Source organism: Streptomyces sp. NPDC058279 (assembly GCF_042881255.1).
Taxonomy (GTDB): Bacteria; Actinomycetota; Actinomycetes; order Streptomycetales; family Streptomycetaceae; genus Streptomyces.
In genome coordinates, this window is record NZ_JBHVYA010000008.1 from 174,401 (window position 1) to 200,688 (window position 26,288).

Annotated in this window: 24 protein-coding genes and 1 tRNA gene; 9 read left to right on the plus strand and 16 right to left on the minus strand. The window is 70.3% G+C overall.

Annotated features, from left to right (window positions below; translation table 11 throughout):
* Positions 1–25: 25 nt before the first annotated feature.
* Entirely contained in the window at positions 26–1,051 is a 1,026-nt protein-coding gene (locus ACFVXJ_RS17915) for a LacI family DNA-binding transcriptional regulator (RefSeq protein WP_389662667.1), read from the plus strand.
* Positions 1,052–1,198: 147 nt separating this feature from the next.
* Here the strand turns inward: ACFVXJ_RS17915 and ACFVXJ_RS17920 are convergent.
* From ACFVXJ_RS17920 to ACFVXJ_RS17935, 4 genes are all read right to left on the minus strand, one after another.
* A tRNA-His gene (locus ACFVXJ_RS17920) sits at positions 1,199–1,271 on the minus strand.
* Between the two features lie 96 nt (positions 1,272–1,367).
* Positions 1,368–1,970, minus strand: coding sequence for an oligoribonuclease (gene orn / locus ACFVXJ_RS17925; protein WP_190182571.1), 603 nt, complete (start codon positions 1,968–1,970; stop codon positions 1,368–1,370).
* Between the two features lie 138 nt (positions 1,971–2,108).
* Positions 2,109–3,275: a helix-turn-helix domain-containing protein gene (locus ACFVXJ_RS17930; RefSeq protein WP_136214349.1), complete on the minus strand. Its 1,167-nt coding sequence runs from the start codon at positions 3,273–3,275 to the stop codon at positions 2,109–2,111.
* Positions 3,276–3,651: 376 nt separating this feature from the next.
* Positions 3,652–3,972, minus strand: coding sequence for a hypothetical protein (locus tag ACFVXJ_RS17935; RefSeq protein WP_389662669.1), 321 nt, complete (start codon positions 3,970–3,972; stop codon positions 3,652–3,654).
* 425 nt (positions 3,973–4,397) lie between these two features.
* On the opposite strand from ACFVXJ_RS17935, the gene ACFVXJ_RS17940 reads away from it, so the two are divergent.
* A complete protein-coding gene (locus ACFVXJ_RS17940) occupies positions 4,398–4,928 on the plus strand; it encodes a universal stress protein (protein WP_361311267.1) in 531 nt (176 codons plus the stop codon).
* Between the two features lie 99 nt (positions 4,929–5,027).
* Positions 5,028–5,594 carry a GPR1/FUN34/YaaH family transporter gene (locus ACFVXJ_RS17945; protein ID WP_389662671.1) on the plus strand — a complete coding sequence of 189 codons (567 nt, stop codon included), beginning with the start codon at positions 5,028–5,030 and terminating at the stop codon, positions 5,592–5,594.
* Positions 5,595–5,697: 103 nt separating this feature from the next.
* On the opposite strand, the gene glmS is transcribed toward ACFVXJ_RS17945, so the two are convergent.
* From glmS to ACFVXJ_RS17960, 3 genes are all read right to left on the minus strand, one after another.
* On the minus strand, positions 5,698–7,515 hold the full coding sequence (gene glmS / locus ACFVXJ_RS17950) for a glutamine--fructose-6-phosphate transaminase (isomerizing) (protein ID WP_361311262.1): 1,818 nt from the start codon (positions 7,513–7,515) through the stop codon (positions 5,698–5,700).
* Positions 7,516–7,600: 85 nt separating this feature from the next.
* A complete protein-coding gene (locus ACFVXJ_RS17955) occupies positions 7,601–7,876 on the minus strand; it encodes a hypothetical protein (protein WP_389662673.1) in 276 nt (91 codons plus the stop codon).
* 107 nt (positions 7,877–7,983) lie between these two features.
* Complete coding sequence (locus ACFVXJ_RS17960; RefSeq protein ID WP_389662675.1) at positions 7,984–8,898, minus strand: DUF4429 domain-containing protein; 915 nt, start codon at positions 8,896–8,898, stop codon at positions 7,984–7,986.
* Positions 8,899–8,951: 53 nt separating this feature from the next.
* On the opposite strand from ACFVXJ_RS17960, the gene ACFVXJ_RS17965 reads away from it, so the two are divergent.
* The 5 genes from ACFVXJ_RS17965 (at position 8,952) to ACFVXJ_RS17985 (ending at position 15,051) form a co-directional block, all read left to right on the plus strand.
* Positions 8,952–10,547 carry a beta-N-acetylhexosaminidase gene (locus tag ACFVXJ_RS17965; protein WP_389662677.1) on the plus strand — a complete coding sequence of 532 codons (1,596 nt, stop codon included), beginning with the start codon at positions 8,952–8,954 and terminating at the stop codon, positions 10,545–10,547.
* Positions 10,548–10,668: 121 nt separating this feature from the next.
* Entirely contained in the window at positions 10,669–11,151 is a 483-nt protein-coding gene (locus ACFVXJ_RS17970) for a hypothetical protein (RefSeq protein ID WP_389662678.1), read from the plus strand.
* Positions 11,148–11,783, plus strand: a complete 636-nt coding sequence (locus ACFVXJ_RS17975) for a hypothetical protein (protein ID WP_389662680.1) — start codon at positions 11,148–11,150, stop codon at positions 11,781–11,783. Before ACFVXJ_RS17970 ends, ACFVXJ_RS17975 begins: the two co-directional genes overlap by 4 nt.
* Positions 11,780–13,477, plus strand: coding sequence for a putative T7SS-secreted protein (locus tag ACFVXJ_RS17980; RefSeq protein ID WP_389662682.1), 1,698 nt, complete (start codon positions 11,780–11,782; stop codon positions 13,475–13,477). Before ACFVXJ_RS17975 ends, ACFVXJ_RS17980 begins: the two co-directional genes overlap by 4 nt.
* 464 nt (positions 13,478–13,941) lie before the next feature.
* The gene (locus tag ACFVXJ_RS17985; protein ID WP_389662683.1) at positions 13,942–15,051 is read left to right on the plus strand and encodes a YrhB domain-containing protein; all 1,110 of its coding nucleotides are present in this window, start codon (positions 13,942–13,944) and stop codon (positions 15,049–15,051) included.
* A 134-nt stretch (positions 15,052–15,185) separates the two neighbouring features.
* On the opposite strand, the gene ACFVXJ_RS17990 is transcribed toward ACFVXJ_RS17985, so the two are convergent.
* The gene (locus tag ACFVXJ_RS17990) at positions 15,186–15,800 is read right to left on the minus strand and encodes a DUF2867 domain-containing protein (protein ID WP_389662684.1); all 615 of its coding nucleotides are present in this window, start codon (positions 15,798–15,800) and stop codon (positions 15,186–15,188) included.
* A gap of 403 nt (positions 15,801–16,203) precedes the next feature.
* Here ACFVXJ_RS17990 and ACFVXJ_RS17995 point away from each other — a divergent pair, with 403 nt between their 5' ends.
* Entirely contained in the window at positions 16,204–16,938 is a 735-nt protein-coding gene (locus ACFVXJ_RS17995; protein WP_389662686.1) for a hypothetical protein, read from the plus strand.
* A 14-nt stretch (positions 16,939–16,952) separates the two neighbouring features.
* On the opposite strand, the gene ACFVXJ_RS18000 is transcribed toward ACFVXJ_RS17995, so the two are convergent.
* From ACFVXJ_RS18000 to ACFVXJ_RS18035, 8 genes are all read right to left on the minus strand, one after another.
* Positions 16,953–17,582, minus strand: coding sequence for a class I SAM-dependent methyltransferase (locus ACFVXJ_RS18000; RefSeq protein ID WP_389662688.1), 630 nt, complete (start codon positions 17,580–17,582; stop codon positions 16,953–16,955).
* An 88-nt stretch (positions 17,583–17,670) separates the two neighbouring features.
* Positions 17,671–19,452 carry an IucA/IucC family protein gene (locus tag ACFVXJ_RS18005; protein WP_389662690.1) on the minus strand — a complete coding sequence of 594 codons (1,782 nt, stop codon included), beginning with the start codon at positions 19,450–19,452 and terminating at the stop codon, positions 17,671–17,673.
* Positions 19,449–20,027 (minus strand): GNAT family N-acetyltransferase, encoded by a 579-nt coding sequence (locus tag ACFVXJ_RS18010; RefSeq protein ID WP_389662691.1) that lies wholly within the window; start codon positions 20,025–20,027, stop codon positions 19,449–19,451. Before ACFVXJ_RS18010 ends, ACFVXJ_RS18005 begins: the two co-directional genes overlap by 4 nt.
* Entirely contained in the window at positions 20,024–21,325 is a 1,302-nt protein-coding gene (locus ACFVXJ_RS18015; protein ID WP_389662693.1) for a lysine N(6)-hydroxylase/L-ornithine N(5)-oxygenase family protein, read from the minus strand. Before ACFVXJ_RS18015 ends, ACFVXJ_RS18010 begins: the two co-directional genes overlap by 4 nt.
* Positions 21,309–22,835 carry a pyridoxal phosphate-dependent decarboxylase family protein gene (locus tag ACFVXJ_RS18020; RefSeq protein WP_389662695.1) on the minus strand — a complete coding sequence of 509 codons (1,527 nt, stop codon included), beginning with the start codon at positions 22,833–22,835 and terminating at the stop codon, positions 21,309–21,311. The genes ACFVXJ_RS18015 and ACFVXJ_RS18020 overlap by 17 nt, the downstream gene beginning before the upstream one ends.
* Before the next feature lie 143 nt (positions 22,836–22,978).
* Positions 22,979–23,884: a siderophore-interacting protein gene (locus ACFVXJ_RS18025; protein ID WP_389662697.1), complete on the minus strand. Its 906-nt coding sequence runs from the start codon at positions 23,882–23,884 to the stop codon at positions 22,979–22,981.
* A gap of 48 nt (positions 23,885–23,932) precedes the next feature.
* Entirely contained in the window at positions 23,933–24,973 is a 1,041-nt protein-coding gene (locus ACFVXJ_RS18030) for an ABC transporter substrate-binding protein (RefSeq protein ID WP_389662699.1), read from the minus strand.
* Positions 24,974–25,123: 150 nt separating this feature from the next.
* Positions 25,124–26,284, minus strand: a complete 1,161-nt coding sequence (locus tag ACFVXJ_RS18035) for an acyl-CoA dehydrogenase family protein (protein WP_361311211.1) — start codon at positions 26,282–26,284, stop codon at positions 25,124–25,126.
* Positions 26,285–26,288: the final 4 nt, after the last annotated feature.

Genomic DNA, 26,288 nt, shown 5'->3' on the forward strand with positions numbered 1-26,288 from the left:
GTAGATTCACAGCCGGGAGGAAGCCATGAGCGGGCAAGGGCGCAGCGGGGGACGGCCGACCCTGGAGGAAGTCGCGGTGCGGGCCGGCGTGGGGCGCGGCACGGTCTCCCGGGTGATCAACGGATCGTCCAAGGTCAGCGAGCACACCAGGGCCGTCGTGGAGGCCGCCGTCGCCGAACTCGGGTACGTGCCCAACCGCGCGGCCCGCGCCCTCGCCGCCAACCGTACGGACGCCATCGCCCTCGTCATACCCGAGCCGGAGGCCCGTTTCTTCGCCGAGCCCTACTTCTCCGACGTCGTGCGCGGCGTCGGCGCCACCCTCGCCGAGACCGACGTCCAACTGGTGCTCACCCTCGCGGGCGGCGAACGGCAGCGCCGGAGGCTGGCCCAGTACCTGTCCGGGCATCGCGTCGACGGGGTGCTGCTGGTCTCCGTACACGCCGGGGACCCGCTGCCGGAGCTGCTGACCGAACTGGGCATCCCGGCGGTGATCAGCGGTCGCCGCTCGGCCGACGAGACGTTGCCCTGCGTGGACTCCGACAACCTGGCGGGCGCCGCCGGAGCCGTGCGCCACCTCCTGGGGCGGGGCCGGCGGTCGATCGCCACCATCACCGGGCCGCCGGACGTGTACGGGGCCCAGTGCCGCCTCGACGGCTACCGGCAGGCCCTCGCCGCCGCCGGACACCCCGCGGACGAGGCGCTGATCGCGACCGGGGACTTCACCGAGGAGGGCGGCCGCCGGGCCATGCGGGAGCTGCTGGAGCGCCGCCCGGCCCTGGACGCCGTCTTCGCCGCCTCGGACGTCATGGCGGCGGGCGCCCGCCTGGAGCTGCGGGCGGCGGGCCGCCGGATACCGCGGGACGTGGCGCTGGTGGGCTTCGACGACTCGGTGGTGGCCCGGCACATGGACCCCCCGTTGACCAGCGTCCGCCAGCCGATCGAGGAGATGGGCCGGACGATGGCACGGCTGCTGCTGGAACGGATCGCGGGCGGCCCGGGCGACACCGCCGTGGTCCTGCCGACCGAACTGGTGGTCCGGGAGTCGTCCTGAGGCGCCGGACGGAAGCCGGACGGAAGGCGGACGGAAGGCGGGAAGACGTGAAGGCGGGGAGGCGGACGGAAGACGGGCGCGGTACCCGGGGCGGCCCGGACATGCGGAAGGCCCCGGCCGCTTCCGCGTACCGGGGCCTTCCCACAGGGTGAGTGACGGGACTTGAACCCGCGGCCACCTGGACCACAACCAGGTGCTCTACCAACTGAGCTACACCCACCATGCCCGGTCGCGTGAGCGACCGGCCGAAGAAAAGGGTACAGGGTCCGGGAGGGTGCTCGCTCCCCCCTTTCCCCGCCACCGTCCCCGGGTGGTGCTACTCGCCGGCCACGACGTACTTCGCGGCGATCGTGCGCGCCGTGTCCGAGTCGGGCCCGGGCTGCGGGACGAAGACCGCCTCGCGGTAGTAGCGCAGCTCGGCGATGGACTCCTTGATGTCCGCGAGCGCCCGGTGGTTGCCGTTCTTCGGCGGACTGTTGAAGTAGGCCCGCGGGTACCAGCGGCGCGCCAGCTCCTTGACCGAGGACACGTCCACGATCCGGTAGTGCAGGTACGACTCCAGCGCGGCCATGTCCCGCAGCAGGAAACCGCGGTCGGTACCGACCGAGTTCCCGCACAGCGGCGCCTTGCCGGGCTCCTTGACGTGCTCCCGCACGTACGCCAGGACCTGCGCCTCGGCGTCCGCCAGGGTGGTTCCGCCGGCCAGCTCGTCGAGCAGGCCGGAGGCCGTGTGCATCTGGCGCACCACGTCGGGCATGGTCTCCAGGGCCGCGTCCGGCGGGCGGATCACGATGTCCACGCCTTCGCCGAGCACGTTGAGCTCCGAGTCGGTGACCAGTGCGGCCACCTCGATAAGTGCGTCGTCCGTCAACGAGAGCCCGGTCATCTCGCAGTCGATCCACACCATGCGATCGTTCATGGCCCCAGCTTAGGGGGTCTCCGCCGGATCACGGCCGGGTCCGGCGCACCCGGCACTCCGTAAGCCGCGCGACGCGAAGGTCCCCCACATCGGGGACGGCCGATGTGAGGGACCTTCGTCACGCGTTCGCGGTACGGGCTACGCGTGCTCGCGCAGGACCCGGCCGGGCGAGTACAGCTCGGTGACCGTCGGACCGGCCGCGGCCAGGGCCGCCGCCGCCCGCTGCGGGGTGCGCTGGTGCGGCACCGGACCACCCGACAGCTCGGCCACGTGCGGTACGTCGGCCTGCGGCCGGCGCGCCCGGTAGGCGGAGCGGTAGGCGGCCGGGGACGACCCCAGCTGACGCCGGAAGTGACCGCGCAGCGCGACGGGCGAACGGAACCCGCAGCGCCCGGCGACCTCGTCGACCGAGTAGTCGGAGGTCTCCAGCAGCCGCTGTGCCTGGAGCACCCGCTGGGTGATCAGCCACTGGAGCGGCGCGCTGCCGGTGAGCGAACGGAACCGGCGGTCGAAGGTGCGCCGGCTCATGTAGGCGCGGGCGGCCAACGTCTCCACGTCGAACTGCTCGTGGAGGTGTTCCAGCGCCCAGGCGACGACCTCGGCCAGCGGGTCGGCGCCGATCTCCTCCGGCAGCGACCGGTCGAGGTAGCGCTCTTGGCCGCCGGTGCGGCGCGGCGGGACGACGAGCCGGCGGGCCAGTGCCCCGGCCGCCTCGCTGCCGTGGTCCGTGCGCACGATGTGCAGGCACAGGTCGATTCCGGCCGCGGTGCCCGCGGAGGTCAGTACGTCGCCGTCGTCGACGAACAGCTCGCGCGGGTCGACGTGGACGGACGGGTACCGCTTGGCCAGCGTCGGCGCGTACATCCAGTGCGTCGTCGCGGGCCGCCCGTCGAGCAGACCGGCGGCGGCGAGCACGAAGGCCCCCGTGCACAGTCCGACGATCCGGGCCCCCTCCTCGTGCGCCAGACGCAGTGCGTCGAGCGCCTCCGGAGGCGGCGGTGAGGTGATGGAGCGCCAGGCCGGAACGACGACCGTGCCTGCCCGGGCGATCGCCTCCAACCCGTACGGCGCGGTCAGTTCGAGTCCGCCGGTGGTCCGCAGCGGACCGTCCTCACCTGCGCACACGAGTAGTCGGTAGCGTGGAACTCCCGCGTCCTGCCGGTCGATGCCGAACACGGAAAGTGGAATGGAACTCTCGAAGATCGGTCCGCCGCTGAACAGCAGCACCGCGACGATCTCCCTGCGGCGACGCCCCGCGAGCTTCCGGCCCGCGTCCGCGACGACTGCGGTGGAATCCTGGCTCATGGCGCTAAGCCCCCCTTGGGTGTCGCGACTCCTTGGTCTGGTCGCACCTGCACGTTTCCCCTCGGCCTTGCACGTGGATCCCCCGCCGTAAATACATGATCGAATCTACTGCGTCCCGTGGTGTCGGCGTGACAAGTTCAGCACGCAGCGCTATGTCGACTTGGCAACTTGGCGAAAAGCATTCGATCAGTAAGCGTTCCACTCCGCTACCCGTTCAGGAAGCGCTCGGTCCGGCCATGGCCAGTACTCATGGGGTCGAGAGCCCGCCGACGCTCCGTCGTCGCTGGTGGTAGGGGGGTTGGGAGGACATTCCGGCAAGGAACGGACCGTGCCGGGAAGTTGGCCGAAAACAGGTGGGTGTGTACGTGCGAACCGGTCAGTCGTGCGGGGACATCACACCGGAACCGTGACAGCCGCGGTGCGAACCGGACCCGCCGCGCGAGTGCCGGCCGCGGTGACCGGACTTGGACGCCTCCTCGCTGCGGATTCGGGCCGCGGCCCGCTCCGCCCGCTCCGATTGCCGCAACAGGGCCCGGCAGGCGGCGGTGACGGCCGCCAGGCCGAGCGTCGCGACGACGGCCCCGCCGAAGGAGGTCCCGTAGACGACCAGGACCACGGGGACGAGCAGACAACTGAACGCGGCCCAGCGCACCACCTCACCCGCCGGGTCGTCATGGGAGTGCCGCGCGGAACGCACGGAAGGGTGAACGGGAGAAGGGACGAAACGGGCTCCCGGCCCGGCGGACCGGGTGGGCTGCGTCGACGGAGCGGGCTGGACGGGGCGATCCGATGGGCCGGGCACGTCGTACTCCCTGCGGGCTCTTCCTGGACGGTCGGACCCTTGTCCAACGGCGGGCGGCGCGGCTCGGTCACTGCGCGCACGGGTGGCGCGCCGTGCTTCCGTCACTGGCTGTAGGGGACAGTCGCCATTGCCAACGCGCCGCCCCTCGGGCATGCTCCCTGGGACGCTCCTCAAGGGCGGCAAGCCCTGTGCAGGACAAGGGTGTCGCCGTACTCTGAGAGGTAAGGGCACGGGAAGATGCTTCCCGGACAGGGCCCCGTCACAGTGCGTCGCCGAAATTCCCCCGTCGCTTCCCCCGAGGACCCTTCGCCGAGACACCCATGGCCGGTCACGAATACTCCGAACCCGCGGACCGCAAGCGCAAGCGCCTCGCCGACCCCGTGTCGGCCGACCTGCGCGCGGTGGAACAGACGCGCCTGCCCTGCGACCCGGCCTTCCGGCACGGCGTCGTGGTCGGCTTCGACGGCTCCACCTCCAGCGAGCGCGCCCTCGCGTACGCCATCGGGATGGCCCGGCGCTCCGGCTCCGGTCTGATCATCGTCCATGTGGCCAATCGATTGCCCACCACCGTGTGGGCGGGCTGCGAGCCGCCCGTCTTCGTGGACGTCCCCGACCATCGCACCGAAGTGCTGGGGCTGGAGCTCGCCTGCGCGGACTACCTGGCCGAGGTGCCGTGGATCCTGGTCGAGCGGGGCGGGGACATCTGCCACGAGCTGGAGGAGGTCGGCCGTGAGTACTCGGCGGACGCCATCGTGGTCGGCTCCACGCACGGCATCGTCGGCCGGATCTTCGGCTCGGTGGCGGGGCGCCTGGCCAAACGGGCGCAGCGACCCGTTGTTGTGATTCCGTAACACTCCGTTCTCCGGTTGTGCGGTTGTGAACCCCCTTGTAAGGGGTAGATAAATGCTGCTGGGACGCAGCAAACAACTGCAGATCGAAGGGAGCCCGCCGTGGACAATGGTGTCTCTGCGGGAAGCACGGCCTCGACTTCGACCCTCGGGCACATAGCCCTGGGTCTCACCCTTCTCGCATTCGGTATCGGCCACACCGGCATCATCAGCGGCGTGAGCGCGGCCGACTCCGTATCCCTCGCGATGTACGTGGGCGGTCTCGCCCTCTTCGTCCTGGGACTCCTCGAATTCCGCGGCGGCAACGGCTTCAACGGCACCGCGTTCGCGGGCCTCGGAGCTTTCTGGTTCACCTGGGCCGGCGGAGCCGACGCCAAGGTCTCGGCCCACGCGGCGGGCCTGTTCCTGGTCCTCTTCGCCCTCCTCGCCGTCACCCTGACGGCGGGCGCGGCCGGCGGGCTCTTCGGGCAGGGCGTCTACGGCCTGCTCACCCTCTCCCTGGTGCTCCTCGCGGTGGGCACCTTCGCCGGCAGCGGCGGACTGGGCAAGGTCGCCGGCTGGGTGGCGGCGGTCGCCGGCCTGCTGGCCTGGTACGGGGCGACGGCCGCCCTGGCCCACTGGCCGATGGCGGTCGGCCGGGGCTCCCGGCGCGGAGCCGTCGCCGCCTGACGAGGGCGTACGCGACCGGACGCGGGCGCGCACGTGAGAACGGGCCCCGGGGGAAAACCCCCCGGGGCCCGTTCCGTTTTTCGTCCGCCCGCGGGCCGGGCGCCTACTCGACCGTGACCGACTTCGCCAGGTTGCGCGGCTTGTCGATGTCCCGGCCGAGGGCCAGGGCGGTGTGGTACGCCAGCAGCTGGAGCGGGATGCCCATCAGGATCGGGTCCAGCTCGTCCTCGTTCTTCGGGACGACGATCGTGTGGTCCGCCTTCTCCTGCTCGCGGTGGGCGACGGCCAGGATCCGGCCGCTGCGGGCCTTGATCTCCTCCAGCGCCGCGCGGTTCTTGTCCAGCAGGTCGTCGTCCGGGACGATCGCGACCGTCGGCATCGCCGGCTCGATCAGCGCGAGCGGACCGTGCTTGAGCTCGGACGCCGGGTACGCCTCCGCGTGGATGTAGGAGATCTCCTTCAGCTTGAGGGAGGCCTCCAGCGCCACCGGGTAACCGCGCACCCGGCCGATGAACATCATCGACTTGGCCTCGGCGTACTCCGCCGCCAGCTTCTTGATGTCCTCCTCGCCCTCCAGGATCTCCTGGATCTGGGCGGGCAGCTTGCGCAGACCCTCGATGATCCGCTTGCCGTCGGTCACCGACAGGTCCCGGATGCGGCCGAGGTGCACGGCGAGCAGCGCGAACGCCACGACCGTGTTGGTGAAGCACTTGGTGGACACGACGCAGACCTCGGGGCCGGCGTGCACGTACACGCCGCCGTCCGCCTCGCGGGCGATGGCGGAGCCGACCACGTTGACCACGCCGAGGACGCGGGCGCCCTTGCGCTTGAGCTCCTGGACGGCCGCGAGGACGTCGTAGGTCTCACCCGACTGGGAAACCGCGATGTAGAGGGTGTCCGGGTCCACGACCGGGTTGCGGTAGCGGAACTCCGAGGCCGGCTCGGCGTCGGCGGGGATGCGCGCCATGCCCTCGATGAGGCCGGCGCCGATCAGACCCGCGTGGTACGAGGTGCCGCAGCCCAGGATCTTGACCCGGCGGATGCCGCGCGCCTCGCGCGGGTCCAGGTTCAGGCCGCCCAGGTGGACGGTGGAGAAGCGGTCGTCGATCCGGCCGCGCAGGACGCGGTCGACGGCCTCCGCCTGCTCGGAGATCTCCTTGTGCATGTACGTGTCGTGGCCGCCCATGTCGTAGGAGGCGGCCTCCCACTCCACGGTCTCCGGCGTGGCGGTGGTCGTCGTGCCGGAGGTGGTGTACGTACGGAAGTCGTCGGCCTTCAGGGTGGCCATCTCGCCGTCGTTCAGGGTGACGATCTGGCGGGTGTGGGCGACCAGCGCGGCGACGTCCGAGGCGACGAACATCTCCTTCTCGCCGATGCCGAGGACGACGGGGGAGCCGTTGCGGGCGACCACGATGCGCTCGGGGAAGTCGGCGTGCATGACGGCGATGCCGTAGGTGCCCTCGACGACCTTGAGCGCCTCGCGGACCTTCTCCTCCAGGGAGTCGGCCTGGGAGCGGGCGATCAGGTGGACGAGCACCTCGGTGTCGGTCTCGGAGACGAAGACGACGCCGTCCGCCTCCAGCTTGGCGCGCAGTTCGGAGGCGTTGTCCACGATGCCGTTGTGGACGACCGCGACCTTGTTCTCGGCGTCGAGGTGCGGGTGGGAGTTGATGTCGCTCGGTGCGCCGTGGGTGGCCCAGCGGGTGTGGGCGATGCCGGTGGTGCCGGCGAAGCGCTTGGGCACGCGGGATTCGAGCTCGCGGACCCGGCCCTTGGCCTTGACGACCTTCAGGGCCGCGGCCTTCGGGCTGTTGACGACGATGCCCGCAGAGTCGTAACCCCGGTACTCCAGGCGCTGGAGACCCTCCAGCAGCAGCGGTGCGACGTCACGCTTGCCGATGTAACCCACAATTCCGCACATACGGTCTTGCCCCTCCTGAAGTCCGGTGGATCGTGCTCGTTGCCCGGCCCCGGGGGCCGGCCCTGATCGCCCTCGTCGGGCCCGCTCAGCCGTAGACGATGCGGCGCAGCTGCCGGAGCGAGAGCTCCGGGGGCGCCACGGCGCGGTGCGGCAGTTCGGCCGCGATGCGTTCGAAGATCTCCGCGTTGACGGAGCCGCCGGACTGCAGTTCGCGGTGACGGCGGCGGACGAACGTCTCGGTCGACTCGTCGAAGTAGGCGAGTACGTCGAGCACCACCCGAGCGGCTTCGCCTCGCTGGAGCGAGGTGCTGCGCATCAGGTGGTCGACGAGGTCGTCATGCGACGGGCGGCGGTCGAGCACTCGTAGATACTGACGGTCCGGGCGGCGGAACGCAAAGATCCTGCCCGAAACCGGGCAGGATCGGGCTGGTCTGGACCACAGGAATGTGTTGTTCCGGTCAGGCTCGGTCAGAATTGCCCCAAAATGGCAGCTTTTGCGGTGATGAACTCATCGACGGTGAGGATGCCGTCCTTGTGCAGCTCGCCGAGCTCGCGCAGCCGGCGCAGGAGCACGTCGTGGTCGGAGGCGGTGGGAACGGGGGCCGAGAGGGGAGCGGTCGAGGCGACCGCGGGGGTCGGGGCCGCGCTCGGGGTGGTCGGGACGGCGCTCGGGGCCGGGCCGGCCGGGTGGGGGAGGCGTACGGTCACGGCCGCCGCGACCAGCGCGGTCAGCAGCTCCCTCTTGCCGAAGCCGAAGAGTTCCGCCGCGTACGGGTCGTACTTGGGCGCGGGCGCCGCCTGCGCACCCGTCAGAGTGAACCGGAGCCAGCCATTCGACAGGCCCTTCGCCGGCACCCAGTCCACCGCCCGTACGTCCGCCACCCGGAACCGGCTCGGGCCGGCCGAGTGCTTGGCCTCCTCCGCGGTCCAGTTCCAGTCCAGCGTGATCGTGTCGCCGTCGAAGGACACCGCCGCGTCGCCCGCCTCGGCCGTCACCGGCACCGGCGGCCCGGGCAGCAGGTACGCGTCCGTCGGGCCGGGGTCGACCTGGTCGAGCAGCAGCGCGTTGCGCACCTCGTCCACGAAGTATTCGGCGACCGCGGCCCGCGCCGACTCCACGGACAACTTGTACGGGTCGGCGGCGTCGGGGAGCCGGCCGGCCGTGCCCTGGGTCAGCGGGTCGGCGCCGTCACGGAGCCGCAGCCGCAGCCGGCCCGACTTGCGGCCCGGTTCGTAGGAGATCCCGGCGATCGCCCGCAGCGGTACCGACAGTTCCCCGAGGGCCTGGCGCAGCGGGCCGACGTCCTTGTCCCGGCCCGGCACGATCCGTACCGTGTCGCCGTCGAAGGTCCATGTGCCGTCCTTCTGGATGATTTCCGCCATCTTGTCATTCTGTCACCGGCGTTGACGCCCCCGATGGGCCTATACCTGGGCGCATGAGAGTCCTGCGACGCACGCTCGGCACCCTCCTCGTCCTCGGCGGCGCCGCGCTGTCCTGCGCCGCCGGCCAGGGCGTCGACGCGAAACCCGGGGACGCCCGTCTCGCCGCCCGGCCCGCCGCGGCCCCGGCCCCCTACGAACGGCTGCTGCCCGCGCCGGCCTCGGTGCGGGTCGCGGGCGCCGGGTACCGCTTCGGGGCGGGCACGGTGATCCGTACCTCCGGGTCGACCGAGGAGGTCCGACGGGTCGGGGAACTCCTGGCGGAGCAGTTGCGCGGGCCGAGCGGACTACCGCTGCCGGTGGTCGACGGGGAAGGCGGGGACGGGGTCCGGTTGCGGTTGGACGGGTCGGCGCGGGGGCTCGGCACGGAGGGCTACCGGCTGGAGACCCGGGCGGACGGGATCACCCTCACCGCCCGCACCCCGGCCGGGCTCTTCCACGCCGGCCAGACGCTGCGGCAACTGCTGCCGGTGAGCGGCGCGGGGACGGTGCCGGGCGGGAGGGTCACGGACGCGCCGCGGTTCGCGTACCGCGGGGCGATGGTCGACATCGCGCGCCACCACTTCACCGTCGAGCAGGTCAAGCGGTACGTGGACCAGCTCGCCCAGTACAAGGTGAACACGCTGCACGTCCACCTCACCGACGACCAGGGTTGGCGGCTGGAATCCGCGTCCTGGCCGAGGCTCGCGCGCTACGGCGGCGGCAGCGAGGTGGGCGGCGGCCCCGGCGGCCACTGGACGAAGGACGAGTACCGGGACCTGGTGGCGTACGCGGGCGAGCGGTACGTGGACGTGGTCCCGGAGATCGACATGCCCGGCCATGTGAACGCGGCGCTGGCCTCGTACGCGGAACTGAACTGCGACGGCAAGGCGCCGGAGCGGTACACGGGGACGAAGGTGGGCTTCAGCTCGCTCTGCGTCGGCAAGGAGCGGACGTACGAGTTCATCGACGACGTGCTCGGGGAACTCGCGGAGCTGACCCCGGGCAAGTACCTGCACATCGGGGGCGACGAGGCGCACGCGACGCCGGCGGCGGACTACGCGGCCTTCATGGACCGGGCCCAGGCGGTGGTCGGCAAGTACGGCAAGACGGTGGTGGCCTGGCACCAGCTGGCGGCGGCCCGCCCGGCGCCGGGGGCGGTGCTCCAGTACTGGGGCCACGGCGGGACCCCGGCGAAGGAGAAGGAGCGGCTCGCGGAGGTGGCGAAGGCGGGCCACCCGCTGATCCTGTCCCCGGCGGACCGGCTGTACCTCGACATGAAGTACGACGCCACGACGAAGCCGGGTCTGAAGTGGGCGGGCTACGTCCCGGTGCGGCGGTCCTACGACTGGGACCCGGGGACGTTCCTCCCGGGGGTTCCGCAGTCGGCGGTGCTGGGCGTCGAGGCCGCGCTGTGGACGGAGACCATCGGGACCAGGGCCGACTGGGAGTTCATGGCCTTCCCCCGGATGCTGGGCCTCGCGGAACTCGGCTGGTCCCCGGCGGCGTCCCGGGACTGGCCGTCGTACAGCCGCCGCCTCGCCGCCCAGGCCCCCCGCCTGGACGCCCAGGGTGTCACGTACTACCGCGCGCCGGACGTGCCGTGGGGATAGCCCCTTTGGCTTGAACGCGGTGGACGAATGGCTTCCACCTCCTGGGGTCCGTTGCGTGTTCCATGCGACGATTTGTGCTGCCGGGGGGCCGGCCGGTACACAGCAACAGGGGGGATTCCGGGTGGGGTTCGACGAGGAATGGGCGCAACTGCGGGCGGCGGCGGCCGAACGACGGGCTTCGGCGCCCGCCGTCACGCCGGTGGCCGCGACGGCGACGGCGACTGCCACAGTCGAGACGGATCCCCTCGACGCGGCACATGAGGCGGAGGAAGCGCGGCTGGCCGAGTTCCGTAGCGGCGTGGTGCTGGTGCCGCTGGACGCCCAGGGCGGGTTGTGGGCCGCCGAACTCGGCGGTCTGGACTGGATCTGCGCGTTCTCGGATGAGGAGGCATTGGCCCGGTTCGCCGAGGCGCGAGGTGAGGCCGGGCGGGAATGGCCGTACCGGCGGGTGATCGGGGCACGGCTGTTGGACGAGGTGATGCCGGCGCTGGACTTCCCTTGCGGCGTCGCGTTGAACGCCGCCGGACCTGACGGGGCGGTGTTCCCGCCGCTGCGCGGCATCGTGCCGGACTCGGCGGCGCTGGACGGGGAGATGGCGGCGTGAGCGGGGACGGCGCTGACCTGGATGTGTCGAAACAGGCGCTGGGTCAGATAGCCGAGGGGATCACGCAGGCACTGGCCGAGTTGAAGGAGCTCGGGATGGTGGGCACGGCCAGTATGGGTCGCGGCTTCTCGGATCTGTCGCTGTCGGGAATGGAGACCGGTCACGACGGTCTGACGTCCTCGTTCGGGTCGTTCTGCGAGCGCTGGGAGTGGGGCGTGCGCTCCCTGGTGCAGCAGGGCAACGACTTCGCGGCGAAGGTCGGGCTGTCGGCCGGTGTGGTGCACGAGCAGGACCAGTACATCCAGGGCAGCTTCAAGGTGCTCGTCAACTCGGCGACGGGCAACCCGTACGCCTCCGAAGACGACGTCACCAAGAAGGGCTGGGGCGAAGTCCTCGCCGACAACCCGTACACGCAGATCAGGGACGCGGACTACAGCCCGGAGTCCTTCGAACAGGCCAACGAGAACAACAAGGAAGCCTGGAAGGGCGCCGTCCGGGACCTCAACAGCTCTGAAACCCTCCTGCCCAACCAGATCATCGATGCCGCCGGCCTGCGGGATGAAATGGACAAAAAGGTCAACGACATGGTCGGTCCGGCGCCTGAGCCCCAGGCGGGCGGTGAACGCGGATGACCGACTGGGGCAAGTTGGTCGACAGTGGACTGGGAAAGCTGGAGAACGGCTGGGACGCCACCAAGAAGGTTGTCGGCGAGGGCGTGGACATGGCCGCTCACGGGGTCGGCGCTGTCCTGGACCAGGTGGGCGCGCACGGCTGGGCGGACAAGGTCGACGACTGGGGCGACGACATCGCTTCGGACCTCGGCGCCTCCATAGGCGAGCAGCAGCTCGGCCAGTCGCAGCAGGCGAACGAACTGGTCCATGGCAAGCCGTCGGCGATCCGGGAGTCGGCGGGACACCTCACCGACTTCCAAGCCGCGTTCGACCGGGTCGGCCAAGGTATGAAGGCCCTGGACTCCGGCCACTGGAAGGGGGCCGCGGCCGACGCGTTCCGCGAGAAGTTCGCGATGCACCCCGCCGACTGGCTTCACGCCTCCGATGCGTGCCAGGCCGCAGCTGACGCCCTCAAGCACTACGCGGACACCGTGACATGGGCGCAGCAGCAGGCCCAGCAGGCCATCGACCTCTACCAGCAGGGCGTGAAGGAGACGAAGGAGGCGGCACAGGCGTACAAAGCCAAGGCCGACGCCTACGAAGCCGCCGCCCGGGCCGGCCGCGACCCCGGCCCCTGCCCGGCACCTGGCGCCGACCCGGGCGAGGCGGCCCGCCACCGGGCTCAGGAGATCCTTGACGAGGCGCGCCGCCAGCGGAACGACGCCGCCGGTACGGCTCAACGGGCCATCGACGCAGCCACCGCGAAGGCCCCTGCCATGCCCTCGGCATCCGACCGGGCGTGGAACAGCTTCCTCGACTATGAGGCCGGCCAGGCGGTGGAACTGAACCATTTCGTAGGCGGCGTGGTCAAGGGCACGGCCGGCACCCTCAACTTCGCCCGCGGCCTGAACCCCTACGACCCCTACAACCTCACGCACCCGGCCGAGTACTCACAGCACGTCAACATGACCTTGGCGGGCCTCGTCTCCACCGCGTCCCACCCCGAACGCATCCCGGGCGCGTTGCTGGACTCCTTCAAGGACGACTTCAGCGAGGGCCTCGGCCGGCTGGTCCCGGAGCTCATCGGCACCAAGGGCATGGGCGAAGCCCGCGCAGGTGTACGCGTGGCCGAAGAAGGCGGGGCACGCTCGGTAAAATCTGCAGGGAAGAACGTTGTAAGACCGGGCGACACCCCGGTTGAGCCTCACGACTGGAAGGACTTGGCGAAGTCGACCGAAAAGGTCTCCGAGAAGTCGATTCATGATGGCTCGGTTTCGGTGGAAGACGCCGAGAAATTCAGGGACGACCTGTTTCCGTGGCTCGAAAAGCTGAACCCGACTGGCAGTCCAGGCTATACGATGAACTGTTCGCATAATGTGGTGGCTGTGGAGCAGAGGATGCAGGGCATTGAGGTGTCGGCTGCTCCGAGATCGGAAGGCGCGCACGTTCCTCCGGAGGCGCTCGGCCTGAAAGACAGGGCGCTCGGTGAATACGATTGGGTACATGGCTATGATGACATAATCCGCGACATCAAGGCTCGTGGGCCAGACGCTCGAAGTGTCGTATACATCGAGCGGTCTGACGGCAGTGCTCACGTTTTCAACGCCGTGAACACAAAATATGGAGTCGCTTTCCTCGATGGGCAGAGTGGGAAGTTGGCAACTTTGGAAGATGTGCCCTATATTGGCCATATTCCCTATGGTGGAGGGAAATGATGTCGGTGTCGCGGACGGAAGCGCATGTTATTGCCCGCAAGTTCTTGGCGGGGGCCTTTTCTGAGGCGCAATTCACGATCGTCTTGCAGCCTGACCTGTCGTTCGAGCATAGTTTTGCGTGGTGTGTTCGGTTCGATTCGCAGGAACATCTTGATACGGGAAACCGGGCGCTGGCGCCATTCACTCGCGTTGTGGTTGTTCCGAAGAATGGAGAGGCGCCTCATTTTCCGCCGACCCACCTCCCCGTGGCCGTGTACCTTGACCGGCTGGCAGCGGGAGACTGGCCCCCTACTTAGGATTGAACTCGACTGATGATCGAACCTCAGCGCATGGCAGTGCAGTGGCTCAATGCCACCTACCGAGGGCTCGTCGAGCTGGCAGAGTCGAATCCCGTGGCCGAGGACGCGGGCACTTGGTTGTTTGCATGTCGGACCACTGAGCAGCCGGGGTATCCCCGGACGCCGATGCTTGCAGCGTCCGTGGTGGTGCCGAAGGACGGGGGGTCCCCGTTTCACCCGGCGGCGGACGACCCATGGGGCGATGCAGCGGCCTACACCCGTGCTCCGTCACCCCGTGATTTGCCGGTGCAGGCACGGAGGTTGAACGCACGTGGGTGTGTTGTGGCGGTGGCATCCGCTATAGCCGGGGCGCCGTCGTCGCCGTTGCCCTGGCAGCCGACGCACGAGGCGCCGGGGTGGTGGGAGCTGCTGCTCAAGCGGTACTTCCCCGCCGCAGAGCAGCTGCCGTGCGCGAGCTGGGACGAGGTGATCCGGCGAGTCCGGGAGACCGGCCTGGGCACCCAGGGTGTGGTGTGGGTCCGGAGGGCGATCGGTGGAGTCGAAGTCAGCGGGCATCTGATCTACGCGCACAACCACAACGGCGATGCGGTGTTCCTGGACGGCATGACCGGCGGCTTGGCGAGGCTGGACACCGACGGGGTGCTGGGCCTGGTGTTTGCGCGGATGACGCTGGAAGCCCCTGCGAAGGTCGACAAGTTCGGGGCGGCCCGGCTCAAGGCCGAGGATTGGTTGCGGCGGACCTACGAGGAGCCGGTCGAGCTGGTGGCGCCGGACCCGGCGGACGAGACCGCCCGGGGCTGGCTGTTCGCCTGCCAGACCACGGCCGCGCTGAGGGGTGGGGACTGGCGACACTCGATGCTCGACGCCGCGGTGGTCGTGCCGAAGGGGCCGGGGGAGCCGTTCCTGCTGCCCAACTCCGATCCGTGGGGATTCTTCTCCCGTTGGGACCGGGGTGAGGAGGCGGGCCCCACCCCCGCACCAGGCAAGGCCGACTGGTTCGCCCCCACGATGAGCCAGTTGGGACCGATCATGGAGGTGTCCGAGTTCCCGACCGTCGTGGACTCGATCCAGGCGATCGCGGCGCTGCCGCCAGGTGGGCGCGCCCTGGTATGGGTACGCCGCCTGGACGGCCGGGGTCGGGAGTCCACGGGCCTGCTGCTCACCGGGCTGCGCTCCGAGGCCGGTTTCGTGGGACTGGTCGATGGGGCAGCGGCGGAGTTCAAGGATCTGAACGGGCTGCGGGAGTCCGGCGTCCGGGTCATCCGGTACCGCTGACGTCGAGGGCGCCAGGGCTGCCGGCCCGGCTCAGGGGCGGGTGGTGGCGTTCACGGCGTGGGTGAAGGCCGCCCACGTGGGCGCGGCGCAGCGCACGCCCGGCCGGGCGGTGTCCTTGCTGTCCCGCCGCATTGTCACGGACGTGCGCCGGGCGATCCCGGCGCGGCCGGGCGTTCCCGCCAGGCGCGCTCCCACTGGCGGGTCAGTCCCGGGTAGATGATCAGGTGGCGGAACGGTGCGATGAGGGCCATGTAGAGGCGGCCGAACCGGCCGTTGGGCTTCACCAGGACCGCCATCCGCAGTTCGTATCCGCCGGCACCGGCCGGTACCCAGCCCAGGTGCATGAGGGTGTGGACGGTCTTGTTCGCCAGTTCTCGGACCGACTCGTCATGCGTCTCGTACACGGTGGTGAACGGGCCGCCCGCACCCGCACCCGAGCCGTCCGCCGTTTCGCGCAGTTCGGGCGGAAGGCGGTCGCGCAGGGACTCGACCCGCGCGCCCACACCCGTACCGGGCCGGTCCCAACCGAAGAGGGCGCCGAGCTTCCTGCGCACCGCGAACAGGGCGCGGGCCGGCGGGCCCTGCCGGTCGAGGCGGCCGGCCGTCGAGATCGCGGCGAGCATCACGGAGAAGTCGTCCGGTCCGGCGCCGGGCGTGCGGTACGACCACACGTCCTCGACGTCGAAGTCGCGGGCGAACCCATGGATCCGCCAGGGCAGTTCGCCGTGGGCCGTACGGGGAAGTCTCATGGCTGCCGCCACCTCTCCTGCGGCGGGACGTCGTCGCCCCGCCACCCCGTTATACGCGCGAGACCATCGGCCAGGTCCGGCGGGTTCGATCCCGCTCAGGACCGTCCGGTCGACCGGAAGCGGGCGCCTCGGCGAAGGGCGGGGCGGCGCGGGCGGCGCGGGCGGCGCGAACTCCCTTGGGCCACAAGTCGGTTCATGGCGCCCTGTCGCCCGGCCGCAGACCATGACCTCAAGATCACACCGGCGGCGCACGGTAACAGGGCCCGGGCTCGGACGGGAGCGTTCCGGTAAACGTTTCATATCCTCTGGCAAAAGGTTTGCCGGGCTCTTGCCTTGCCGGGGGCGAGCCGATGGGATGCGCGAGTCCCTTTACCGAGTGCGAACATCGAGGTCGAGTCACATCGTGCGTCAGATATCCTCCGCCGCCAGGCTTCTTGCCGTCGCGGCCCTTCCGCTGGCGCTGACCGCCTGCTCCTTCATCACCCCGAAGGCCGCCCCGAAGCCCGCCGGCGCCGCTGCGGACGCGTCGAAGCCCGCCGCGGCGCCGGTCGCCGATCCCAACAAGGGCCTGCTGACGGGCAAGCAGCTCAAGGCGGCGCTCGCGCCCGCCTCGTTCTTCCCGGCCGGCTTCATCGTCGAACCGGAGGGCGCGCGCGACACCGGTAACGGCTACCGGCTGCCGGTCACCGCCGACGTGCCCACCCCCGACTGCACCAGGCTCGACGGAACCTCATGGACGGGAATCACCGGGATCGACGGCGTCTCGTTCGCGCAGAACGATTACGTGAACAAGAACTCCTCCGAGGAGTTCGCCCAGGAGATCGACGTCTACCGGGACACGACTGCCACGACCGTGCTCGACGCGCTGGGCAAGATCTCCAAGGCGTGCCCCAGCTACACCGACAGCAGCACCCAGGCGAAGGTGACGGTCACCGAGAAGCCCCTGGCGGGGGTCGGTGACGGCGCCTGGACCATCACCCTGACCAGCAAGGCGTGGCAGGGCGGCACCACGCTGATGGCCGCGCGGGTCGGCACCTCGGTGGTGTCCGTGCTCGTCAGCAGCGGCACCGACAACGGCATGACGGGCGCCACCAAGCTGACGAAGCAGCTGGTGGCGTCCCTCACCGGCAAGGCGTGACGGCAGCCGCCCCCTTAAGGGCGGCGCGCCAGCAGGTGCGCGTCGAGGAAGCCCCGCTCGGAGGCCGGGTCGTGGAGCAGCCGGGCGAACGGGACGAGCCCGACCCCCGTCAGCAGCTCCGCGAACCGGTCCACCGGCCAGCTGTAGGCGGGCGTCACCTTGTGGTCGAAGCGGACCGGCTCCGCTCCGTCCGTCGCGAAGAACGAGACCAGGAGCAGGCCCCCCGGTGCCAGGACCCGCACCTGCTCGGCGAGCAGCGCGGGCAGTTCGCCGGGCGGGGTGTGGATCACCGAGTAGTGGGCCAGCACGCCGCCCAGCGCGCCGTCCTCGACCGGCAGGGCCTCCATCCGCGCTTCCTCGAACCGCAGCGCCGGATGGGCCCGTCGGGCGTGCTCGACCATCGCCGGGGAGAGGTCGAGCCCGAAGGCGTCCAGCCCCAGGTCGTGCAGCATCGCCGTCAGATGTCCCGGCCCGCACCCGACGTCGGCCGTCCGCCGGTTCCCCGTCCCGCGCACCAGTTCGGCGAAGGTGGCGATCATGTTCCGCGAGAACGGGTGCGTCTCCAGCCGGTCGGCGAACATCGACGCGTACAACTCGACGACCCCGTCGTAGGCCGCCCTGGTCTCGTCCTGGTGCTCCATCACGGGAACGAAGCTAACAAGCCCACACCCGTGCGCGTTCGGCAGCCGGGCCGGCGTCGAGGGACCGTATCGACGCCCGCCCGGCCGCCGGTCACCGACGCGCGAAGGGCGCGACGGGGTTCTTGAGGGTGCCGATCAGTTGGAGGGCCGCCGAGGGGTCGGCGAGGTCGACCATCTGTCGGTTGTTTCGGAGCTGGAGGCGGTTCAGGCAGGACAACTGGAACTCCGGGGCGAAGAGGTCGTAGCGGGCGAAACGGTCCGCCAGCTCCGGCACCGAGTCCTGGTAGGCGTGGGCGCAGTCGGCCACCGCCCGCCAGAAGGTCTCCTCCTCACAGATGCCCTCCGCCGCCAGGATCGGGCCCAGGAAGCGGAAGAAGCAGTCGAAGACGTCCGTGAAGACCGACAGCAGCTTCATGTCCTCCGGGACGTCCACCCGGATCCGCTCGACCGCCGGCGGCAGGACCGCGTCCGGGTCCATGACCACGATCTCCTCGGCGATGTCCTTGAAGATCGCCCGCTTCACCACACCGTTCTCGATGACGAGGATCGTGTTCTCGCCGTGCGGCATGTACGCGAGGTCGTACGCGTAGAAGCAGTGCAGGAGCGGGACGAGGTAGGCGCGCAAGTACACGGCCAGCCACTCCTCGACCGGCAGCTCCGACTCCTCGATCAGGGCGCCGACGAAGGACTTGCCCTCCTCGTCCACGTGCAGCAGGGACGCCATCGTGGCGAGCCGCTCGCCCTCCCGTAGCGAGGCGACCGGGGATTCGCGCCAGAGCGCCGCCAGCATCTTGCGGTACGGCGAGTAGCGGTCCGTCGCGCGCTCGTACTGCCGGTGGTGGTAGCCGATCGCCGCCCGCTCGCGGATGATCGAGAAGTCCACGGACCGCAGGACGGCATCGGACCCGATCAACCGGTGCAGCCAGTCGTTGATCGCCGGGGTGACCTCCATGTACGCCGCCGACAGGCCCCGCATGAAGCCCATGTTGAGCACCGAGAGGGCGGTCTTGACGTAGTGCTTCCCGGGGGCGCTCGCGTTGAAGAACGTACGGATCGACTGCTGGGCCAGGTAGGCGTCCGCGCCCTCGCCGAGCAGGACGAGCCGGCGGTTGGCGAGCTCCGCCGCGAAGGTGACCGTCGTCTTGTTCCACCACTGCCAGGGGTGGACGGGGAAGAGGTGGTAGTCCGCCGGGTCGAGGTCCAGCGAGGTGAGGCGGGCGGTGAAGGCCGCGACGGTCTCCTCGCCCAGCTCCTCGCGCATGAAGGAGTCGTGGTCCAGGCCCGCGCCCGCCGTGAAGGTGGAGACGTCCTTGTGGGCCGCCACCCACACCAGGTGGACCGGGCTCGCCGCCTCCGGGGCGTACGAGAGGTAGTCGTGCACCCCGAAACCGAGCCGGCCGTTGTTGGCGACGAAGCAGGGGTGGCCCTCGGTCATACCGGTCTCGATGTCCTGGAACGAGGACTTGGCGAGGACGGCGGAGGAGACCCGCGGCTTGGTGTACTTGAATCCGGCGCCCGCCAGGGTGGAGGAGATCTCCTCCAGGTACACCGGCAGGACCTCCGCACTCAGACCGAGGGCCTCGCGCAGCTCGATGTGGAAGTCCAGCGCGTCGAGCGGCAGCTCGGCCCCGTCGCGGTGCCGGGTGATCGAGGACTCGTCCACCGCCCAGTGGTCCAGCGCGTACCGGGCGGCGCGGAAACGGTACTCCACGCTGCCGTCGTCGCTGGTGACCGCGTACCGCCCGTCGCCCACCGGCTTCGGGGTCAACAGCCGCTCGTGGGAGAACTCCGCGAGCGCCTTGCGGACCAGGGCGCGATTGGCCCGCGCCCACAGCTCGGGGGAGAGGTGGGAGACGGCGTCGGCGGGGCTCATATGGATCCCTCCCGGGTGGCCGCTTCGAACTGCTCGCGGGTGCAGAAACTCAGCAGGGCTTCCTTCTCGGGCTTGCGCACCGGGCCGACCGCCACGAAGCCCACGGCCGCGTTGAGGGCGTGGACGGCGGTGTTGCGGACGTCCGGCTCGACCACCACCCGACGGGTGGCCGGGTCGGCGAACAGGGCCGCCATGACGGTGGTGATCACCGCGCGGGTGAAGCCGTGGACGGGCGTGTCGCCGGGGGCGACCAGGAAGTGCATGCCCACGTCCCCCGGCCGGGCGTCGTACAGTCCGACCAGCTCCAGCCGGCTCGGATCGTACGTCTCCATCAGGAAGGCGGGCCGGCCGTCGTGCAGGCCGATGAACGCCTCATGGTGCTCGGCCGCGGCGATCCGCATGTACTCGCGCTCCACGTCCGGCAGGGACGCGTCCCCCATCAGCCAGAACGCCGCCTTGGGGTGGGTGACCCAGCCGTGCAGCAGTTCGGCGTCCGAGAACGGGTCCAGGGGACGCAGCGCGAAGTCGCCGAGGGCCGGATCGGTACGGGTGAAGAGGAGTTCGGTGGTGCTCATACGAGGGTGCCTTCCGGGGCGGCGAACTGCTGGAACGCGATGGACTTCTCGACCTTGTAGTGCTCGCGGCCGAGGAGCTCGCCGATGATGTACGCGTTGCGGTACGCGGCCATGCCCAGGTCGGGCGAGGTGACGGAGTGGTTGTGGACGGTGCCGTTCTGTAGGAAGATCCCGCGGCCGGTGACGTCGACGCTGTAGTTGCGGGCCGCGTCGGGCCGGCCGTGCCCGTCGAAGCGCAGTCGCCCGCGCACGGGCGCCAGGAAGTCGGGCAGCGTGTAGCGGTAGCCGGTGGCGAGGACCAGGCCCTCGGTGGTGAGGGAGAAGTCCCGCTCCTGTTCCTCCTGGCGCAGGCCGAGCGTGTACCTGCCCGAGGTGGTGTCGTACGCGGCGGAGTTCAGGGAGGTGTTGGTCAGCAGGGTGGTCGGGACCGGGCCGGGGCTGCTGATCCGCTTCTGGTAGAGCAGGTCGAAGATGGCGTTGATCAGCTCGCCGTCGATGCCCTTGAACAGGTTCTTCTGCTGCGTCTCCAGCCGGTAGCGGGTCTCCTCGGGCAGCGCGTGGAAGTAGTCCACGTACTCCGGGGAGGTCATCTCCAGCGTCAGCTTCGTGTACTCCAGCGGGAAGAACCGCGGGGAGCGGGTGACCCAGTTGAGCCGGTAGCCGTGGACGTCGATCTCGGAGAGGAGGTCGTAGTAGATCTCGGCGGCGCTCTGGCCCGATCCGACGAGGGTGATCGACTCCTTCTGCTGGAGCCGCGCCTTGTGGTCCATGTAGGCGCTGTTGTGGGTGAAGTCGCCGCCGAGGCCCGCGCAGGCGGGCGGGACGTACGGCGGGGTGCCGGTGCCCAGGACCAGCCGGCGGGCGCGGTGGGTCTCGCCGCGGTCGGTGTGGACCTCGTACAGCCCGGCCCGTTCGTCGTAGGTGACCTCGGTGACGGAGGTCGAGTACAGGACGTTGTCGAGGCGGTCGGCGGCCCAGCGGCAGTAGTCGTTGTACTCCGCGCGCAGCGGGTAGAAGTTCTCCCGGATGTAGAACGAGTACAGCCGGTCCTGGTCCTTCAGGTAGTTCAGGAAGGAGAAGGGCGACGTCGGGTCGGCGAGGGTGACGAGGTCCGACATGAACGGCGTCTGGAGGTGGGCGCCGTCCAGGAACATCCCGGCGTGCCACTCGAAGTGCGGCTTCGATTCGATGAAGAGGCCGTCGAGTTCGTCGATCGGCGCGGTCAGGCAGGCGAGTCCGAGGTTGAAGGGGCCGAGGCCGATCCCGATGAAGTCACGGGGTTCACGAGTGGACGGCAAGGGAGGCTCCCAGGTACTGCTCGGCGTGTGCGGCGAGAAGGTCGAGGACGGCCGCGATGTCGGCCGTCGTGGTCTGCGGGTTGAGGAGGGTGAACTTGAGGTACTGCCTGCCGTCGACCTTGGTGCCGGCGACGACGGCCTCGCCGGAGGCGAACAGGGCCTTGCGGGCGTGCAGGTTGGCCTCGTCCACCAGGTCGGGCCGCAGGCCCTCGCCCACGGGGACGTAGCGGAAGACGAGGGTGGAGAGCCGCGGGCGTACGACGACCTCGAAGCGGGGGTCGGCGTCGAGCAGCTCCCAGCCGGTCGCGGCCAGGTCGACGACCTCGTCGAAGAGCGAGCCGATGCCGTCGGCGCCCATCACCCGCAGGGTCATCCACAGCTTGAGGGCGTCGAAGCGGCGCGTCGTCTGGAGGGACTTGTCGACCTGGTTCGGGATCTCCCCCCGTAGCCCTCCGGGCGCGGGAGGGGCCCCCACCTGCGCGGTGGGGAGCGGGTTGAGGTAGTCCGCGTGGTAGGTGGCGTGCCGCATGGTGTCGCGTTCGCGGACCAGCACGGCGCTCGAACTGACGGGCTGGAAGAACGACTTGTGGTAGTCGACGGTGACGGAGTCGGCGTGCTCGATGCCGTCGAGGAGGTGCCGGCGGGTGGGGGAGACCAGCAGTCCGCAGCCGTAGGCGGCGTCCACGTGCATCCAGGTGGAGTGCTCGGCGGCCAGGCGGGCGATCTCGGGGAGCGGGTCGATGGACCCGAAGTCGGTGGTGCCGGCGGTGGCGACGACGGCCATCGGGATCAGGCCGTCGCGGGCGCAGCTCTCCAGTTCCAGGGCCAGGGCGGAGGTGTCCATCCGGCGGCCCCGGTCGACGGGGACGGAGATGACGGCCTCGTAGCCGAGCCCGAGCATGGCGGCGGACTTGCGGACGCTGAAGTGGCTCGCCTCGGAGGCCAGGATGCGCAGCCGGGGCAGGAGCGCGGCCTTGGTGAGGTCGCGACCCTCGGCGCCGGCCCGCCGGGCGGCGATGCGGCACGCCTCGTCGCGGGCCAGCAGCAGGGCGTGGAAGTTGGACTGGCTGCCGCCGGAGGTGAAGACGCCGTCGGCGCGGGGTCCGAGGCCGATGCGGCCGGCCGTCCAGTCGATCAGTCGGCGCTCGATGAGCGTGCCGCCGATGGACTGGTCCCAGGTGTCCAGCGAGGAGTTGACCGCGGAGAGGATCGCCTCGCCGAGCACGGCGGGGATGACGACGGGGCAGTTGAGGTGCCCGAGGTAGCGGGGGTGGTGGAAGTAGACCGCGTCCCGCAGATAGACCTCTTCGAGCTCGTCGAGGGCGGCGGCCGGGTCTTCGAGGGGCCGGTCGAGGTCGATCCCGTTGATGACCGGGGCGAGTTCGTCGACGGAGATACCGGTGTGGGGTCGTTCCGTGGTGGCCAGTTTGGCGGCGACGCGGTCGACGCCCTCGGTCACGGAACGCCGGTAGAGGTCCGCGGTCGTCTCGTTGAGCAGATGCGAACGCATCAACTTTCCTCCGGGCAAGGGCAGGTGGGGGTGGGCTGTGCTGCTTAGGTTAGCCTAACCTAACCTCGTCACAAAACAGAGAGGGCCCCGGCCGCCCGGCCGGGGCCCTCTCTGAAATAGGGGGTATGTAACGCTAGTTGGGGCTACAGTTCGGCGCTCGGGTCCTCGCTGGGGGCCCGGCCCGCGTACGCCTCCGCGAGGAGTTCCTCCTCGCTCGCGCCGAGCCGCCAGTAGCCCGTGAAACGCACCCGACGCCGGTCGACCCCGCGTTCTCCCACCAGGTGGCGGCGTACGGCTCGGATCGTCCCGGACTCGCCGGCGATCCAGGCGTACGGGGCCGCGCAGGCGGGCGGTTCGGCCGACCGGACGACCTCCGGCAGCCGCGCGGTCCGCTCCCGGCCGGCGCCCGCGCCGCGCACCACCCAGGTGATGTGCGCGTCCGCGCGGGTGTCCAGGGGGAGGCGGTCGTCCTCGTGCGGGACCTCGAACCAGGCTGTGACGCGGGCGGCGGAGGGGAGCCGGTCCAGGATCGCGGCGGCGGCGGGCAGGGCGGTCTCGTCCGCGTACATCAGGATCAGGTCGGTGTCGGCCGGCGGCAGGAACCGTACGGACTTGTTCCTCGCGACCGCCGGTCCGATCGCGAGGATGCGGCGACCGGTGACCGCCCGTCCGGCCCACGCGGAGGCCGGGCTCGCGTCCCCGTGGAGCACGAAGTCGATGTCGACCTCGTCCACGCCCTCGCTCGTACGCCGCTGCTCGCGCACGGTGTACGAGCGCATCACCGGGCGCTCCGCCTCGGGCATGGCGCGCCACGCGCCGAACCAGGTGTCCTCGTCGGTGGACGGGAGCGCGGTGTGTTCCCGGTGCGGGGGCGGGAGGAAGAGGGAGAGGCTCTGGTCGTAGCCGCCCGAGCGGAACCCGGCGAGGGACTCGCCGCCGAAGGTGACCCGGAGGAACGAGTGGCCGAGCCGGCGGGTGCGGAGCACTTCCAGCGCGAAGAAGCGGAAGTGGGCGACGGCGGTGTCGGTGTCGGTGTGGGTGGCGGTCATGCGGCGGGTCCCCCTGGGAGTTGATCGGCGCGCCGGAAGGCGGGCGGGTCAGCTGACCTTCTTGGCATCCTGGATCGACTTCGCGAGGTCTTCGAGGATCTTGGCGCACTTGTCGTACGAGTAGATCGGCTCGGTGACGCGCGGGGTGACCTGACCGGCCTTGACCGCGGGCAGTTCGGCCCAGGTCGGCTTGGCCTTCAGCTCTTCCGGCTGGAGGGTGCCGGTGCGGTTGTCGAGGAGGATCACGTCGGCCTTGTACTTGCCGGCGTTCTCCCAGCTCAGGCTCTCGAAGAAGCCGCCCTGGTCGAGCTTTTCGGGGATGACGAACTCGACGCCGAGCGACTCGAAGTACTTGAGGTCGGCGGAGGTCTTCGGGGTCGAGACGTAGAACAGGTCGGCGGCGCCGGAGCCGACCAGCACCTTGATGCCCGGGTTGGCCTTGGTGGCCTCGCGGACCTTGGCGGAGGCGGCCTCGAAACGGGCCTTGGCGTCGACGGTGGCCTTGGAGTTCAGATCGGCGCCGAGGGACTTGGCGAGGGCGGCCGTCCGCTCCAGGGACTTGTCGAGGGTGGCGTCGCCGCCGACCGAGATCGCGGCGGCCGGGGCCAGCTTCAGGATCTTGTCCTTCGACGCCTCGGGGAGGTACCAGTAGCTGCCGTCCCAGGTATTGGTGACGAGCAGGTCGGGCCGCAGGGCCGCGTACTTCTCGACGTTGAACTCGTCGTAGACGTTGCCCAGGATCTCGACCTTGGAGATGTCCATGGTGCCGGCCTGCACGTCGGGCTTGCCGTCGGCGGTCTTGGTCGGGCCGAACACACCCTTCACCTTGACGCCGTAGTCCGAGAGCGCGGCCGCCGTGCCGGTGAAGGCGACGATGTTCTTCGGCGTCGACTTGGCGGTGACCTGCTTGCCGAGGTCGTCCTTGAAGCTCCAGGAGCCGGAGGCCGCGGCGCCCTTGTCCGATTCGCCCGCTCCGCCCTTGGCCTGGTCGGTGCCCCCGCAGGCGGAGAGCGCCGCGACGAGACCGAGGGCGCCGCCCGCGGCGATGAGACCGCGGCGGGTGAAGGGGGAGGTCCGGGACTTGGGCATGTCGATGTCCGCTTTCGTGCGTGGTGCGTGCCGGGCGGCCACGAAGGCCGTTCGAGGGAAGGTTAGCCTAACCTTGCTCGATGTGAGTAAGGGGGCCCTAACTTCCACCGGGCCCCCTCGCCCGTCACGCGTCCGCGAGCGGACCGACCGTCAGCCCGCGAAGCCCAGTTCGCGGGCGATGAGCATGCGCTGCACCTCGCTCGTGCCCTCGCCGATCTCCAGGATCTTGGAGTCCCGCCACATCCGCGCCACCGGGTACTCGTTCATGAACCCGTACCCGCCGTGGATCTGCGTCGCCTCACGGGCGTTGTCGACGGCGACGGTGGAGGAGTACAGCTTCGCGATCGCCGCCTCCTTCTTGAACGGCTCGCCCGCCACCAGCCGCGAAGCCGCGTCGCGCCAGCCGACCCGGGCCATGTGGGCGCGCATCTCCATGTCGGCCAGCTTGAACTGGATGGCCTGGTTGTCCCCGATCGGCCGGCCGAAGGCCTGCCGCTCCTTCGCGTACTTCACCGACTCGTCCACGCACCCCTGCGCCAACCCGGTGGCCAGCGCCGAGATCGCGACGCGCCCCTCGTCCAGGATGCGCAGGAACTGGGCGTAGCCACGGCCCTCCTCGCCCACCAGATTGGCGAGCGGGACGCGCACGTTGTCGAAGGCCAGCTCCCGGGTGTCCGAGGAGTTCCAGCCGACCTTGGAGTACGGGGCCGCGACCGTGAAACCGGGGGTGCCGGACGGGACGATGATCGAGGAGATCCGCGGCCGGCCGTCCTCGGTGCGCCCGGTGACGGCGGTGACGGTGACCAGGCCGGTGATGTCCGTACCGGAGTTGGTGATGAAGCACTTCGAGCCGTTGATCACCCACTCGTCGCCGTCCTTGACGGCGGTGGTGCGGCTGCCGCCCGCGTCCGAGCCGGCGCCCGGCTCCGTCAGCCCGAACGCCCCGAGGATCTCGCCGGAGCACATCCGCGGCAGCCACTCCCGCTTCTGCTCCTCGGTACCGAACCGGAAGATCGGCATGGCGCCGAGCGAGACGCCGGCCTCCAGGGTGATGGCGACCGAGGAGTCGACGCGGGCCAGCTCCTCCAGGGCGATGCCGAGGGCGAGGTAGTCACCGCCCATGCCGCCGTACTCCTCGGGGAAGGGCAGGCCGAACAGGCCCATCCGGCCCATCTCGCGGACGATCTCGTACGGGAACTCGTGCCGCTCGTACAGGTCGCCGATCTTGGGCGCGATGACGTCGTGGGCGAACTCCTCCACGGTACGGCGGAGTTCCTCGTGCTCGGGGGTGAGCCGGTGGTCGAGGGACATGGTT